Source organism: Rhodococcus marinonascens NBRC 14363, from assembly GCF_001894885.1.
Lineage (GTDB): Bacteria > Actinomycetota > Actinomycetes > Mycobacteriales > Mycobacteriaceae > Rhodococcus_F > Rhodococcus_F marinonascens.
In genome coordinates, this window is sequence record NZ_BCXB01000007.1 from 1 (window position 1) to 14538 (window position 14538).

Genomic DNA, 14538 nt, shown 5'->3' on the forward strand with positions numbered 1-14538 from the left:
GGAAGTCGGTGTCCGTGTCGCTCTGACCTGAACAAAGTTACGCCCACCGACCGCAATCTCCAAATCGCCAGGTTGCGGTCCGAGTCCGCTCAGATTCCGCTGGTCAGATCCGGTGAGCCGACGGCGATTCGGGCCCTCGACGCTATATCGCCGGGTGTGACGCCGCACTCATCGAGACGCCGCACTCATCGATTTCTACCGGGGTCTGCGCCGACCCTTTCGATCTGGGCGCCGAGGCTCTGGAGGATCTCGACGAAATACGGATACCCGCGATCGATGTGGAAGACGTCATGCACTTCCGTCACACCCTCGGCGAAGAGGCCTGCCAGCACAAGGCCCGCGCCGGCCCGGATGTCCGACGACCACACTGGCGCGCTCGACAGCTGCGCGATTCCGCGAATGACCGCGTGATGGCCATCCGTCCGAGCGTCTGCGCCCAGCCGGATCATCTCCTCGACGAAACGGAACCGTGCCTCGAAGACGTTCTCGGTGATCATCGACGTCCCCTTTGCCACTGCGGCAAGCCCGATCGCCATCGGCTGCAGATCAGTCGGAAAGCCGGGATAGGGCAGCGTCGCGAAGTTCACGGCGGTTGGCCGTGCTTCCTGAACCACGCGGAAGCCATCCGACTCGACAGTGACTGTGGCTCCCGCTACCCGTAGCTTGTCGAGAACCAGACTGAGATGCTTCGGGCTGACTCCGCGGACAGTGATGTCACCACGCGTCATCGACGCGGCAATCCCCCACGTCGCCGCCACAATGCGGTCACCGATGACACGGTGCGTAGTCGGCTCGAGCTTTGCGACACCCTGAATCGTCAGCGTGGACGACCCGGCCCCCTGGATCTTCGCGCCCATCTCGATAAGCATGGTGCACAGGTCGACGATCTCGGGTTCGCGAGCCGCGTTGTCGATCACCGTCTCGCCGCCGGCCAAGACAGCAGCCATCAGGATGTTCTCAGTCGCACCTACCGACGGGAAGGCGAGTCGGATGTTCGCGCCGTGCAGATCGTCTGCCTGTGCGACCACACAACCGTGTTCGATCGTGCTGTGCGCGCCGAGCAACCGCAGACCCGACTGGTGCATGTCGAGAGGTCTCGAACCGATGGCGTCACCACCGGGCAGCGCGACGACGGCACGCCTGCAACGGGCAACCAGGGGCCCGAGCACGCACACGGATGCGCGGAACTGACGGACCGCCGCAAAGTCGGCGTGATGTTTTGGCTCGGCGGGGGTGGTGATCCGGACGCTTGAATCGCCGAGTTCCACCTCGCACCCGAGTCCACGCAGGACGTCGGCCATCAGGGGTACGTCCAGAATGTCCGGACAGTTGGTGACAGTTGTGGTGCCCTCTGCCAACAGCGCAGCCGCCATCAGCTTGAGAACGCTGTTCTTCGCGCCCCCGACAGACACTTCACCTACAAGGCGGCTACCGCCAGTAACAAGGAAGCGTTCGCTCACGGAACACAGCCTAGAGCCACGTAACCCGACCCGGACGGCCGGTACCGTAACGTTATGGCTGTACACCTCACCAAGATCTATACCCGGACCGGCGACGACGGGACCACCGGGCTCAGCGATTTCTCTCGCGTTTCGAAGAACGATCCGCGTCTGATCGCGTACGCCGACTGCGACGAGGCCAACGCATCGATCGGTGTCGCAATCGCACTGGGCAACCCACAAGAGGAGATTCGTTCGATCCTCCAGCAGATCCAGAATGACCTGTTCGACGCCGGAGCCGACCTTTCCACCCCGGTGGTCGACGAACCGAAGCATCCACCACTACGGATCACCGACGAATACGTTGACCGCCTCGAAGCCTGGTGCGATGAACTGAACGAACGCCTCGAGCCGCTGCACTCGTTCATCCTTCCCGGCGGTACTCCCTTGGGAGCCATCCTGCACGTCGCGCGAACCGTCACCCGGCGCGCCGAGCGATCCGCGTGGGCGGCCGTAGACGCAAGCCCGGCGAACACCAGCGCTCTTCCCGCGAAATATCTCAACCGGCTGTCAGATCTACTCTTCATCGTGGGAAGGCTTACCAATCCCGAAGGTGACGTGCTCTGGAAACCCGGATCGGGGCAGTCCTGATCAGAGACCCCGACCACGAACCCAACGGCCGGACGGACGTGACTCGATCCACGACAGGAACGCGGTCAACGCCCCGACGTCCAATGCGATCTCGTAGGCCTTTCCCCGGTCACTGACGGAGAGGATGACGATTTCGTCGGACATGATGTCGAATTCGGAGCCTTCCGGGCTGCGACGACCTTCGACTTCGACCCCTTGGCGCTCGATGCGTGAATCGGGGCCGGGGCGCAGACTCGATAGTTTGAAGAAGACGAGGGAACCCTCGCCGTAGCGGATGACGCCGTGGCGCCATCCGATCCCCGCCTCGGCAGGCACAGTGCGGAGGATGGCCGCGGTTCCACCGCGGCGCAGAACTGCAAGCCGATACAGAAGAACCGCGACGAAGGCGGTGACCAGCACAACCAGAATGATCAACACTGTCATTCCGATTGCCACTGGTCGCCGGCCTCCGTCGCGGTCTCTCGCCTTGCTGCCTAGGCGCGCTCTACAGCGCGGATCCGACCCTTGGCGACGGCCATCGCCTCGAGATCGTCTCCACTCTCTTCGAGCGCGGCCTTGGCCGCATCCACATCGATGTCCTCGGCCAAGTCCGCGGACTCGGCGAGGATCGTGACTGTCTTCGCGGTCACGGACAGGAACCCCCCGTGCACAGCAGCGACGATGCGTTCACCGCCGGCCGTCGTGATCGAAACCACGCCGCCCTCGACCAACTGTCCGAGAACCGGCTCATGCCCAGGCATGACACCGATCTCGCCCTCGGTCGTCTGTGCACTGACGAGAGTCGCCGAACCAGACCACAACCGTCGCTCCACGGCGACGAGTTCCACGGTCATCTCAGCCATCGTCGACTACTTCCCGGCGATCTTCTTGGCTGCAGCCTCGACGTCGTCGAGACCACCGCAGCTGTTGAATGCCTGCTCGGGCAGGTGATCGAACTCGCCCTTGCAGACGCGATCGAACGCCTCGATGGTATCGCGGAGCGGCACCACGGAGCCGGGCTCACCGGTGAACTTCTCGGCGACGATGAAGTTCTGACCGAGGAACTTCTGCAGACGACGGGCACGGCCGACGAGCACCTTGTCCTCTTCCTGCAACTCGTCCATACCGAGGATGGCGATGATGTCCTGCAGTTCCTTGTACTTCTGCAGAATCCGCTTGACCTCGTTGGCGACTCGGAAGTGCTCGACACCGACAATGCCGGGCTCCAGGATGCGGGAGGTCGAACTCAGCGGATCCACAGCGGGGTAGATACCCATCTGCGAGATCGGACGCGAGAGTTCGGTGGTCGCATCGAGATGCGCGAACGTCGTAGCCGGTGCCGGGTCGGTGTAGTCGTCGGCGGGCACGTAGATCGCCTGCAGCGAGGTGATGGAGCGCCCTCGCGTCGAGGTGATGCGCTCCTGCAGTTCACCCATCTCGTCAGCCAGGGTCGGCTGGTAACCCACGGCCGAAGGCATACGACCGAGGAGGGTCGACACCTCGGAACCGGCCTGGGTGAAACGGAAGATGTTGTCGATGAACAGCAACACGTCCTGGCCCTGTACATCGCGGAAGTACTCCGCCATGGTCAACGCAGACAGGGCGACTCGCATACGAGTTCCCGGCGGCTCGTCCATCTGGCCGAAGACGAGGGCCGTGTCCTGGAGGACGCCCATCTCTTCCATCTCGAGGTGAAGGTCGGTGCCCTCACGGGTGCGCTCACCGACGCCCGCGAAAACCGAGGTTCCGGAGAACTCACGCGCGATACGGGTGATCATTTCCTGGATCAGAACGGTCTTGCCGACACCGGCACCACCGAACAGGCCGATCTTTCCACCCTTGACGTACGGCGTGAGGAGATCAATCACCTTGATGCCGGTCTCGAGGATCTCGGTCTTGCCCTCGAGTTGGTCGAAGGCCGGTGGCTTACGGTGAATGCCCCACTGTTCGCCGTCGCGACCCGTTCCCGGTGCGTCGAGGCAGTCGCCCAGTGCGTTGAACACGTGGCCCTTGACGACGTCACCGACGGGAACCGAGATCGGCTTGCCTGTGTCGGACACCGAGGTGCCGCGGACCAGGCCGTCGGTCGGCTGCATCGAGACGGTGCGCACCAGGTTGTCGCCGAGGTGCTGTGCGACCTCGAGGGTCAGCGTCTTGGCTACCGTGGCGAGAGTGATCTCGGCGTGCAGGGCGTTGAACAGTGCTGGAACAGCGCCACGCGGAAATTCAACGTCCACGACGGGACCGATGACCCGCACGACGCGGCCTGCGACGGACGAATCCGGGCCCACCCCGTTGTTTTCGGTTACTGCTGCGGTCATTGCTTAGTCACTTCCTGCGCTCGAGGCAAGCGCATTCGCGCCGCCGACGATCTCGCTGATTTCCTGGGTGATCTGGGCCTGGCGAGCCTGGTTTGCCTGACGGCTCAACGTGTTCACCAGTTCGTTTGCATTGTCCGTCGCGGCCTTCATCGCGGTGCGGCGGGCAGCAGACTCCGACGCCGCAGCATCGAGCAGCGAAGAGTAGATGCGGGTACTGATGTACTTCGGAAGCAGGGCACCGAGCAACTTGTCAGGTTCCGGCTCGAAGTTGTACCCGGCGACCGGTTCAGTGTCTCCGTCTCCGTGACCGTTCGTCAAAATGTCGTCACCGAGTTCGACGTGCTCCTCGGAAACCATCACCTCGAGGGGAGCCATCCGGCGAACCTCGGGAGCTTGGGTCAGCATCGACACGAAACGGGTGTAGACGATGTGCAGTTCGTCGACGCCTTCAATCGTTCCTTCACCGTTCGGTGCGGGGACCTCGGAGCCTGATCCGGCCATGAACAGGTCGACGAGGTGTCGGCTGGCCTTGGCAGCGTCGGAATAGCCCGGATCCTGGGAGAACCCGGTCCACGCACCTCCCAGGTTACGACCGCGGAACGTGTAATACCCCAGCCCCTTGGACCCGAGCACGTAGACGACCGGATCTTTACCCTCGCTGCGCAGCAACTGGAACAGCTCCTCGGCCTCCTTGAGGACGTTGGAGTTGTATCCGCCGCACATACCTCGGTCACTGGTGACGACCAGGACCGCAGCACGCTTGGCATCGGTGCGCTCGTTGAGCAACGGGTGGTCCAGCGAAGCCGATGCGCTCGCCAGCTCAGACAGGACCTTCGTGATCTCCTCGGCGTACGGCTTCGACGCCGCGACACGGGCCTGAGCCTTGGTGATCCGCGAGGTCGCGATCAACTCCTGTGCCTTGGTGATCTTCTTGGTCGAGTTGACCGACTTGATGCGAGACCTCAGCTCGAGAATGCTTGCCATCGATCGGTCACTCTCCCTTCGTGTTTCGAAGCATCATGGGCAGGCCGCTCACTTGCTGACGGTGGTGCGCTTGACGTTGATCTGCTCGTGGCCGACCTCGGCGGCGTTGAGGGTCTCTGCCTCTGCCTCGTTCACGACCCGGCTTCCGTCGGACGCGAGGAAGCCTTCCTTGAACTTGTCGGTGGCTACGATCAGTGCCTTGGCGTTGTCGGCGTCGAGCGCCTTTCCGCCCTTGATGCTGTCGTACACGGCGGAGGCGTTGCGGTGCAGGTCATCGAGCAGTTCGGCTTCGAATCGGCGGACATCGCCGACAGGAACGCTGTCGAAGACACCTTCACCTGCGAGGTAGATCGACACGATCTGGTCCTCGACGGCGATCGGGCTGTACTGATCCTGCTTGAGTAACTCCACCAGGCGAGCGCCACGCTCTAGCTGAGCCTTCGAGGCCGCATCCAGGTCGGAAGCGAACGCTGAGAACGCTTCGAGTTCACGGAACTGAGCCAGCTCCAGACGCAACGAACCGGAGACCTTCTTCATGCCCTTGGTCTGCGCAGCACCACCGACACGGGACACCGAGATGCCGACGTTGATGGCCGGGCGGACACCCTTGTTGAACAGGTCCGACTCGAGGAATACCTGACCGTCGGTGATGGAGATGACGTTGGTCGGAATGTAGGCCGACACGTCGTTGGCCTTGGTCTCGATGATCGGCAGCGCAGTCAGCGAACCCCCACCCAGGGCATCGGACAGCTTCGCCGAACGCTCCAGCAGGCGGGAGTGCAGGTAGAAAACGTCACCGGGGTAGGCCTCACGTCCCGGCGGGCGACGAAGCAGCAACGAGATCGCGCGGTATGCCTCGGCCTGCTTGGTCAGGTCATCGAACACCACCAGAACGTGCTTGCCCTGGTACATCCAGTGCTGACCGATTGCGGAGCCGGTGTACGGCGCGAGCCACTTGAAGCCGGCCGAATCAGATGCAGGAGCCGCGACGATGGTGGTGTACTCCATCGCGCCCTGCTCCTCGAGGGCAGCCTTGACGCCCGCGATGGTGGAACCCTTCTGGCCGATCGCGACGTAGATGCAGCGAACCTGCTTCTTCTCGTCGCCGGTCTCCCAGTTCGCCTTCTGGTTCAGGATCGCGTCGATGCAGACGGCGGTCTTGCCCGTCTTGCGGTCGCCGATGATGAGCTGACGCTGTCCACGGCCGATCGGGGTCATCGCGTCGATGGCCTTGATCCCCGTCTGCAGCGGCTCCTCGACGGGCTGACGCTCGAGCACCGAGGCAGCCTGCAGTTCGAGGGCGCGGGTCCCAGTGGCCTCAATTTCACCGAGGCCGTCGATCGGCTGGCCGAGCGGGTTGATCACGCGGCCGAGGAAGGCGTCGCCGACGGGCACCGACAGCACGTCGCCGGTCCGCTTGACTTCCTGACCTTCCTGAATGTTCTCGTAGTCGCCCAGGATGACGGCACCGATCTCGGTGGCATCCAGGTTCAGCGCGACGCCTAGAATTCCGCCGGGGAACTCCAGCAGTTCGTTGGCCATCGCCGAAGGCAGGCCACTGACGTGCGCGATGCCGTCGCTGGTGTCGGTTACAGCACCGACCTCTTCGCGTGAGGCCTCTGGGGAGTAGCTCGCGGTGTAGTTGTCGATCGCGCTACGGATCTCGTCGGAGGAGATCGTCAGCTCCGCCATGTTTTTCCTGCTCTCGGTGTCTGGTATTCGAAAGGATCTGGGTATGGGGTTCGGCCTGCGGACTACTGGAAGGACCTTCGCAACGTTGCGAGACGTCCCGCGGCGCTGCCGTCGATCACCTCGTCGCCCACCCGGACGACCAAGCCGCTGAGGAGTTCAGGGTCGACCTCCACGTGGACCGTCACCGGCTTCCCGTAGGTACGGGAGAGGGTGGCGGTCAGTCGATCCGACTGCTCGCTGGACAGCGGAGAAGCGCTGCGCACCTTGGCGACAACAGCTTCCCGCTGCGCTGCTGCCAGATTCGACAGCGCGTCGAAGGCATCCGCGGGAGCGGAGTTCTTCAACCGGCCCACCGTCTGGCAGGCGAGCGCCTCGGTGACCGCAGTGACCTTGCCGTACAGCAACTTGGAGAGCAGGTCACGCTTGCCCTTCGCTGTTACGGAACGGTCGGACAGTGCCTGCTCAAGGTTCGCGTCACCGGAAACGATGCGACCGAGGCGGAAGAGTTCGTCCTCGACCGCGTCGAGCTGTCCCTGATCGGCAGCTGCCTTCAGCAACGACTCCCGACCGAGAAGCACCAGTGAGTTCAGTAGGTCGGAGGTGGTGGACCAATCCTGGCCTACCGCCGCCTTCAGTGCGGCAAGGGTCACGGAGGAAACCTTGCCGCCGAACACCTGCTCGGCCAGGCCTTCGCGAGAGGTTCCGGTCGTCGAGTTGTCGGACAGTGCACTGCGGAGAGTGCGCTGATCATCCAAGATCTCGACGACCGAGAACAGCTCTGCCCCGGTCTGAGCCGCAGCCGCCGTGCCTGCTCCGGCAGAGACGGATGCAGTTCCACCCGAACCAGACCCCAGGGCCGAAGACAACGCAGCACGAGTCTGCGTCAAGGCCTCACGGCTCGCTGCGTACATGGTGCTCACTTCCCTGCTGCGGAGTTTGCGCCGATGGTGTCGAGCTCGTTCAAGAATCGGTCGACCGTGCCTGCCCGTTTCACGTCATCGGCAAGGGACTCTCCGATGACCTTCTCGGCGAGGTCGACAGCGGTGCGGCCGAGTTCGCCACGCAGCTCGGTGACGATCTGCTGCCGCTGAGCTACCAACTGGCTGTGGCCTGAGGCCACGATACGGTCGCTTTCTTCCTGAGCCTGCACCTTCATCTCGGCGATGATCTGCTGCCCCTGGGCGCGCGCATCCTCACGGATCTCCGCAGCTTCGGTGCGAGCTTCGGCGAGTTGAGCGCGGTACTGCTCGAGCGCCGCCTTGGCTTCGGCCTGCGCCGCTTCGGCCCTCTTGATGCCGCCGTCGATCTGCTCGGTTCGCTCGGCAAGGACCTTCTGGAACATGGGAAGGACGTACTTCCAGAAGACGAGGCCGACGACGACCAGGCAGACGATCGACCAAACAATGTCATAGGTCGCGGGAAGGAGAGGGTTGTGACTCACGTCCTCTGCCGCAAGCACGATGTTGGATGCCATGTGACGGTCTTAGAAGATGAAGCCGGCGACGAGGCCGATCAGCGCGAGCGCTTCGGTGAAGGCGATACCGAGGAACATCGTGGTACGAACCTGTCCCGCCATCTCGGGCTGACGGACCATGCCCTCGATCGCCTTGCCCACGACGATGCCTACGCCGATGCCGGGGCCGATCGCGGCGAGGCCGTAGCCGATAGCTCCGTAGCCTTTTGCCGTGGTGGTGGTCTCGATCGCTTCCTGTGCCAGGTACGCGAGGCTCATGGTGTTCGGTTCCCTTTCTGTTGACCTCCGCCGGATTCGGCGGGAGGCTCAGTTCTTGGTGTAGCTGGTCGTGAAAGTCTTGTGGTTCTAGTGTGAGTCTGCGTGCAGCGCCAGATCGATGTACACCGACGTGAGCAGCGCGAAAACATAGGCCTGCAGGAAGATCACCAGCAGTTCGAAGAAGGTAAACCCAATGCCGGCGGCAAGCGAGGCCACACCGAACACGGCTTGGAAGCCACCGATGGTGAAGAAAAAGTACTGGGTAGCGGTGAAGAACAGCACCAGCAGGATGTGACCGGCCAACATGTTTGCCATGAGACGAACCATGAGCGTGAACGGCCGGAGGATGAAGGTCGAAATGAATTCGATCGGAATCAGCAAGAAGTGCAACGGCAACGGGACGCCGGGAACAACGATGCTGCTCTTCACGTACTTGAAGAATCCGTACTTCTTGATCCCCACGTAGTTGAACACGATGTACGCCAGGAAGGCGAGCACCATCGGCATGCCGATACGCGCGTTTGGCGATATGTTGATGAACGGGATGATGCTGCCGAGGTTGCTGACGAGAACCAGAAAGAAGATTGTCGTGATGACCGGAAGGAAGCGCTTGCCCTGCTCCTTACCGAGGATCTCCTCGGCGATGTTGATGCGAACGAAGTCGAGTGCGATCTCGCCGAAGTTCTGGAGACCGCGCGGAACGATCTTCGGGCTGCGCATCGCGATGACGAAGAAAATGATCATGACACCGGACAGCACGACGCGAGCGAGCATCACGCGATCGAGCTCGAACGGAGACCCTTCGAACAGAATCGCGGGCGGAAAGAATTCGTTCAGGGAAGGCGATGGGAATTCTCCATCGGCCACGTTGATGACGCTCAGCGTTCTCTCCCGTAGTCGGTCCGCAGCCTCATTGGCTGCGGTTCGATCGGACATTGACGATCAAACAAGTCGACAAGCGCGACTCGCGTATTCGTCAGCTGCTGCGGACTGAAGGAGTCCAGCGTCTGTCGGTGTCGGCGACTCTCGTCGACTCGGTGGCCTACAAATGCGGCCACCTACAAGCTGCAATACCGGCGAGTAACTTACTCGCAGGCCATTTGCTCTCGCTTGGTCCAGACCTTATCAAGTCGCCTGCGACATTGCGTAGACGGGGTCTAGGTCGATCCGAAACTACTACCTTTCGTAGTACTACGTATTGCCACCTCCTGGAGGATCGGCCACTTCCGCTGCACCCGGTTCGACGTACGGAACCTTGGTTTTCAGCACTCCGTATGTTTCCGCGCCCAGTACGATCACCAGAGAAAATACGATGACCAGAGCCAATGCTGTGTCGTCGTAGAAATCGAGCGGTTTGAGGATCGCCAAGACCGTGATCGCGAAGATCATCTTCAACAACCAGGTGCCAAGCAGTACAGCTCCCGCGGTCACGGCTGGCAACTTGGCGGTGAACAGCACACCGAGTGCGGTGAACAGAATGAACCCACCCCCCACGGCCGCACCGAGCAACGCGCCATAGAGACCGGGTGTGCCCGCGACGAGAGCCGCGACGATCGAACCGACCGCTGCCAGCGCGAGCAGACCGAGAACTCCGTAGCGGACGGCAGCCTTCAAGGCCGCGGTCTGATCGGGGATGGAGGCAGGAGTGAACGTCACGGTCGCCAAGGGTAGTGGATCTTCACCTGCCCGCCCTACACCTCCGGTCAGCCCTGACGATCGTGCTGCTGCCCGCGGATCGACGGGACGGCCGTCACGACGAGTGCGAAGACTAGCCCTCCCGCCACCAGGAGCACCACGACGCGACGGTCGAACAGGGCTGATCCGACTGCGCCGAAGGCCAAGACGCCTACCCACAAGTAGATCAGCAGCACGACGCGGCGGTGCGAGTGCCCGATCTGCAGGAGTCGATGATGTAGATGCATTTTGTCCGGGCTGAACGGGCTCACCCCGGCCCGGGTCCGGCGGACTATGGCCAGCAGAAGGTCGAGGATCGGGATGAACATGACGGCACCGACCAGCAGCAGCGGCGAGAGCAGGCCGAGAAGGTCACGCGCGCCGTAGGCGTTGAGCGAGATCCGCCCCGACGCACTGGTCGAGATCGCCGCGAGCATCAGTCCGATCAGCATCGAGCCCGAGTCGCCCATGAAGATCCGGGCGGGCTGAAAATTATGCGGCAGGAATCCGAGGCATGCGCCGGCCAGCGCCGCCGCGAGCAGTGCCGGCGGGTACGCGCTGACGTTGCCGCCCTGGTCGTAAAGGAGTCCCACCGAGAACACGCAAATCGCGAGCGAGGAAATCAGGCCGAGACCCGCGGCGAGCCCGTCGAGTCCGTCGACGAAGTTCATGGCGTTGACCATCACGACCGCAATGGCGACGGTGACGAGCCCGGCCTGGAGTTGGTCGAGGATAATGGTGCCGCCATCACCGAACGGCAGGTAGATGATGAACCAGCTGACCCCCATCACGACGAGGATGCCCGCCGCGGTGACCTGACCGACGAACTTGGTGAGCGCATCGAGACCCCACCGGTCGTCGACCACCCCTACCAGCACGATCACCAAGCCCGAGACCAGCGCTGCGGAAATGCCGGAGTTGAACTCGAAACCCCTCGTGAGAGCTGGAAGTTCACGTGCGAACAGCAGGGCGACCAGCATGCCCATATAGATTCCGACACCACCGAGGCGGGGTGTGGGTGTGACATGGACGTCCCGTTCACGCGGAATGGCGACCGCCCCGGACCTCACTGCGAGCAATCGGACCGCTCCGGTGGCCAGGTACGTGACCACCGCAGCGGTGAACAGGACGAGAAGGAGTTCGCGCAGTGGGACTCCCGCGCCCCCACCCGCTTGAGCCAGCGCCACGCCGGCCGATTCGGCCGCGCTCACTGGGTGGACAGACTCTCCGCCGTCACTCCGAGCACGTCGGCGACGTCGCCGGTGGACACAGCGCCCTCACGCAGGATCCGAGGTGTCTCGCCAGTAAGATCCACGATCGTCGATGCCTGCGCCTGCTGCGCGGGTCCGCCGTCCAGATACACGCTCACCGATCCGCGTAGTTGTTCGCGAGCCTCGCCGACGGTGGTGGCGGGCGGTTGACCGGAGACGTTGGCGCTCGACACTGCCAGCGGTCCGACTTCCCGCAGCAGTTCGAGTGCGACCGGATGCAGTGGCATGCGCAACATCACAGTGCCACGCGTGTCACCGAGATCCCAAGCGAGCGAAGGCGCTTGTTCCACAACGAGACTCAGGCCACCCGGCCAGAATGCCCGGATGAGATCGCGGGTCTGTGACCGCACGCTGTAGACAAGACCGTCGACCGTCTTCCACGAGCCGACGAGCACTGGTACCGGCATCTCGCGTCCACGCCCCTTTGCTTGCAGCAGGGAGGCGACAGCCGCGCCGTCGAAGGCGTCGGCACCGATTCCGTACAACGTGTCCGTAGGGAGCACGACGAGTCGCCCGGCCTTTAACGCACTCTTGGCCGCACTCATTCCGGCGGAGCGGGTATCGGGACGGCCACAGTCGTAAACGGTACTCACCCGCTCATTCTTTCACCCTCGGAACCTATCCCTGCACGCCGCGCCTCGACATCCGTGGCAATACGACGAGCAACCACGAAACGCGGCTTCCCGGCGAGGTCCGGATGCTGGGCGACATCACCGAACACGCGGCGGGACTCGAACAGTGCGGCCACCGCGGGCCCATTGGTGTCATCGTGCTCGATTCCCACCGCTCCCCCGATCCGCAACCAGCGTGCGACGTTCGAGATCATCGGCTTGATCACCGACAGGCCGTCCGGTCCGGCGAACAATGCACTGTGTGGGTCGTGCTCGGCAACCTCGGGTTCTAGTTCGACACCCTCCGGAATGTACGGCGGGTTCGCGACGATCAGGTCGACGCCGCCCTCGAGTCCCGCCAGCAGTGTGCGATCGGTGACATCGCCCTGATACAACCGGATCGGCGTGTCACCTGCCTGTTCGCGGGCACCAGCGTTGCGCCGCGCCCAGGCGAGAGCATGCGGTTCGAGTTCGACGGCGTGCACGACAGCATCAGGGCGTGCGTTGGCGATCGCGAGCGCGAGCGCGCCGGACCCGGTGCAGAGATCCAGGACGACGGGCGGACGCTGGTCGCAACCCCCGAGGAATGCGAGCGCCCACCCCAACAGCAATTCGGTCTCGGGCCGCGGCACGAACACTCCGGGACCGACCTGCACATCGATGTCGCCCATCGCGGCTGTACCGAGGATGTACTGCAACGGAATCCGCTTGGCGCGCTGGTCCACCATCTTCTCGTATGCGTCGATCACCGACTCGTCGACGAGAGGCACCAAGCCAAGTCGCGTGCGCTCCACACCCAGCAGGTGCGCAGCGAGCAGTTCGGCATCCGTACGAGCGCTGTGCACCCCGGCCTCATCGAGGTGCCGGGTTGCATCGATCAGGGCCAGACGAAGTGGAAGGCGACTCACAGGTACAGCCTGCCATGCACACATCCACCGGACGTGTCGGTCCCCCATGCCCTGGAGCGAAACCGGCTAGGGAGTCGCCCCTCGCACGATTTCGAGTTCCAACGCGGACCTCTACTCGGCCGCCAGCCTCGCCTCACGGTCCGACTTTCCGAGCGCGTCGAGCAGTGCGTCCAATTCGCCGTCCAGGACAGCGTCGAGGTTGTGCGACTTGAACCCGATCCGGTGGTCGGTGATGCGGTTCTCCGGGAAGTTGTAGGTACGGATGCGCTCGGAACGGTCGACCGTCCGTACCTGACTCTGCCGCCCAGCCGAGGCCTCGGCGTCCGCCGCCTCTTCTGCCGCGGCTTGCAGTCGAGCGGCGAGCACCTGCATGGCCCGCGCCTTGTTCTGCAGTTGCGAGCGTTCGTTCTGGCAGGTCACTACGATGCCGGTGGGAAGATGCGTGATCCGGACGGCGGAATCGGTGGTGTTGACACCCTGGCCGCCCTTGCCCGAGGACCGGTAGACATCGATGCGCAGATCCGTTTCATCGATCTGCACCTCCGCGACCTCTTCCGGCTCCGGATAGATGAAGACGCCGGCGGCCGACGTATGGACCCGTCCTTGCGACTCTGTCACGGGTACCCGCTGCACGCGATGGACACCGCCCTCGAACTTCAGGCGCGCCCAGACCCCGTCACCCACATCGTCCTTCGACTTGATCGAGAGCGTGGCGTCCTTGTACCCGCCGAGATCGGAGATGGTCGCATCGAGGATCTCGACGCGCCACCCGTGACGCTCGGCGTAGCGCACGTACATGCGGGCCAGATCCGAAGCGAACAGTGCAGATTCCTCACCGCCCTCACCCGACTTCACCTCGAGGACTACGTCGTCACCGTCGTGCGGGTCGCGAGGAGCGAGGAGGTCAGTGAGAGTCTTGTCCAATTCCTCGACCACCGCCTCGAGTTCCGGCACCTCGCCAGCGAAGCTGGAATCGACGGCGGCCAACTCACGCGCGGTATCAAGATCGCCCCGCGCCGACTCCAACTTGGCGATTGTCGCCATGACGGGCGCCAACTCGGCGAATCGCTTGCCTACCTTGCGTGCTGTAGACAAGTCATCGTGCAGAGATGGGTCGGCCAACTGCTGCTCCAGGCCCGCATATTCGGCCAAAATGTCGTCGATGGCCGAAGGCTGGGTGGTCCCTGCCATTGTTCGCTCCGCTCTGCGTTCTCTCGGGAATGGGCACAAAAAAGCCGACGCCCGGCCTGCAATTATTGCAGTCCGGGCGTCGGCA

General features: G+C 63.2%; 16 protein-coding genes. 1 reads left to right on the forward strand and 15 read right to left on the reverse strand.

Going from position 1 to position 14538, the window contains the following annotated elements:
- Positions 1 to 185: 185 nt before the first annotated feature.
- Complete coding sequence (gene murA, locus RM2_RS07225; RefSeq protein WP_072688165.1) at positions 186 to 1460, reverse strand: UDP-N-acetylglucosamine 1-carboxyvinyltransferase; 1275 nt, start codon at positions 1458 to 1460, stop codon at positions 186 to 188.
- Positions 1461 to 1514: 54 nt separating this feature from the next.
- Between murA and RM2_RS07230 the strand changes: the two genes are divergently transcribed.
- Complete coding sequence (locus RM2_RS07230; RefSeq protein WP_072688166.1) at positions 1515 to 2090, forward strand: cob(I)yrinic acid a,c-diamide adenosyltransferase; 576 nt, start codon at positions 1515 to 1517, stop codon at positions 2088 to 2090.
- On the opposite strand, the gene RM2_RS07235 is transcribed toward RM2_RS07230, so the two are convergent.
- The 14 genes from RM2_RS07235 to prfA form a co-directional block, all read right to left on the reverse strand.
- Positions 2091 to 2513, reverse strand: coding sequence for a DUF2550 domain-containing protein (locus RM2_RS07235; RefSeq protein ID WP_072688286.1), 423 nt, complete (start codon positions 2511 to 2513; stop codon positions 2091 to 2093).
- A 50-nt stretch (positions 2514 to 2563) separates the two neighbouring features.
- Positions 2564 to 2932, reverse strand: coding sequence for a F0F1 ATP synthase subunit epsilon (locus RM2_RS07240; RefSeq protein ID WP_072688167.1), 369 nt, complete (start codon positions 2930 to 2932; stop codon positions 2564 to 2566).
- 6 nt (positions 2933 to 2938) lie between these two features.
- On the reverse strand, positions 2939 to 4390 hold the full coding sequence (gene atpD / locus RM2_RS07245) for a F0F1 ATP synthase subunit beta (protein ID WP_072688168.1): 1452 nt from the start codon (positions 4388 to 4390) through the stop codon (positions 2939 to 2941).
- Between the two features lie 3 nt (positions 4391 to 4393).
- Entirely contained in the window at positions 4394 to 5374 is a 981-nt protein-coding gene (locus RM2_RS07250; protein WP_072688169.1) for a F0F1 ATP synthase subunit gamma, read from the reverse strand.
- A gap of 48 nt (positions 5375 to 5422) precedes the next feature.
- Entirely contained in the window at positions 5423 to 7066 is a 1644-nt protein-coding gene (atpA, locus tag RM2_RS07255; protein ID WP_072688170.1) for a F0F1 ATP synthase subunit alpha, read from the reverse strand.
- A 62-nt stretch (positions 7067 to 7128) separates the two neighbouring features.
- The gene (locus RM2_RS07260; RefSeq protein WP_072688287.1) at positions 7129 to 7977 is read right to left on the reverse strand and encodes a F0F1 ATP synthase subunit delta; all 849 of its coding nucleotides are present in this window, start codon (positions 7975 to 7977) and stop codon (positions 7129 to 7131) included.
- Between the two features lie 5 nt (positions 7978 to 7982).
- Complete coding sequence (locus RM2_RS07265; RefSeq protein WP_072688171.1) at positions 7983 to 8540, reverse strand: F0F1 ATP synthase subunit B; 558 nt, start codon at positions 8538 to 8540, stop codon at positions 7983 to 7985.
- A 9-nt stretch (positions 8541 to 8549) separates the two neighbouring features.
- Positions 8550 to 8798, reverse strand: a complete 249-nt coding sequence (locus RM2_RS07270; protein ID WP_072688172.1) for an ATP synthase F0 subunit C — start codon at positions 8796 to 8798, stop codon at positions 8550 to 8552.
- Positions 8799 to 8885: 87 nt separating this feature from the next.
- A complete protein-coding gene (gene atpB, locus RM2_RS07275; RefSeq protein WP_072688173.1) occupies positions 8886 to 9734 on the reverse strand; it encodes a F0F1 ATP synthase subunit A in 849 nt (282 codons plus the stop codon).
- 255 nt (positions 9735 to 9989) lie between these two features.
- Entirely contained in the window at positions 9990 to 10463 is a 474-nt protein-coding gene (locus tag RM2_RS07280; RefSeq protein WP_072688174.1) for a Cg1360 family ATP-synthase-associated protein, read from the reverse strand.
- Between the two features lie 38 nt (positions 10464 to 10501).
- The gene (locus RM2_RS07285) at positions 10502 to 11683 is read right to left on the reverse strand and encodes a glycosyltransferase family 4 protein (RefSeq protein ID WP_072688175.1); all 1182 of its coding nucleotides are present in this window, start codon (positions 11681 to 11683) and stop codon (positions 10502 to 10504) included.
- Positions 11680 to 12336, reverse strand: a complete 657-nt coding sequence (locus RM2_RS07290; protein WP_072688176.1) for an L-threonylcarbamoyladenylate synthase — start codon at positions 12334 to 12336, stop codon at positions 11680 to 11682. Before RM2_RS07290 ends, RM2_RS07285 begins: the two co-directional genes overlap by 4 nt.
- Positions 12333 to 13262, reverse strand: coding sequence for a peptide chain release factor N(5)-glutamine methyltransferase (gene prmC / locus RM2_RS07295; RefSeq protein WP_072688177.1), 930 nt, complete (start codon positions 13260 to 13262; stop codon positions 12333 to 12335). Before prmC ends, RM2_RS07290 begins: the two co-directional genes overlap by 4 nt.
- Positions 13263 to 13373: 111 nt before the next feature.
- Complete coding sequence (gene prfA, locus RM2_RS07300; RefSeq protein ID WP_072688178.1) at positions 13374 to 14453, reverse strand: peptide chain release factor 1; 1080 nt, start codon at positions 14451 to 14453, stop codon at positions 13374 to 13376.
- Positions 14454 to 14538: the final 85 nt, after the last annotated feature.

What these genes read in the sequence shown, in the direction of transcription:
- atpD (WP_072688168.1), bottom strand. Translation starts at nt 4,390, where the DNA reads ATGACCGCAGCAGTAACCGAAAACAACGGGGTGGGCCCGGATTCGTCC.
- RM2_RS07260 (WP_072688287.1), bottom strand. Translation starts at nt 7,977, where the DNA reads ATGTACGCAGCGAGCCGTGAGGCCTTGACGCAGACTCGTGCTGCGTTG.
- atpB (WP_072688173.1), bottom strand. Translation starts at nt 9,734, where the DNA reads ATGTCCGATCGAACCGCAGCCAATGAGGCTGCGGACCGACTACGGGAG.
- atpA (WP_072688170.1), bottom strand. Translation starts at nt 7,066, where the DNA reads ATGGCGGAGCTGACGATCTCCTCCGACGAGATCCGTAGCGCGATCGAC.
- RM2_RS07240 (WP_072688167.1), bottom strand. Translation starts at nt 2,932, where the DNA reads ATGGCTGAGATGACCGTGGAACTCGTCGCCGTGGAGCGACGGTTGTGG.
- RM2_RS07230 (WP_072688166.1), top strand. Translation starts at nt 1,515, where the DNA reads ATGGCTGTACACCTCACCAAGATCTATACCCGGACCGGCGACGACGGG.
- RM2_RS07235 (WP_072688286.1), bottom strand. Translation starts at nt 2,513, where the DNA reads ATGACAGTGTTGATCATTCTGGTTGTGCTGGTCACCGCCTTCGTCGCG.
- RM2_RS07265 (WP_072688171.1), bottom strand. Translation starts at nt 8,540, where the DNA reads ATGGCATCCAACATCGTGCTTGCGGCAGAGGACGTGAGTCACAACCCT.
- prfA (WP_072688178.1), bottom strand. Translation starts at nt 14,453, where the DNA reads ATGGCAGGGACCACCCAGCCTTCGGCCATCGACGACATTTTGGCCGAA.
- RM2_RS07250 (WP_072688169.1), bottom strand. Translation starts at nt 5,374, where the DNA reads ATGGCAAGCATTCTCGAGCTGAGGTCTCGCATCAAGTCGGTCAACTCG.
- RM2_RS07270 (WP_072688172.1), bottom strand. Translation starts at nt 8,798, where the DNA reads ATGAGCCTCGCGTACCTGGCACAGGAAGCGATCGAGACCACCACCACG.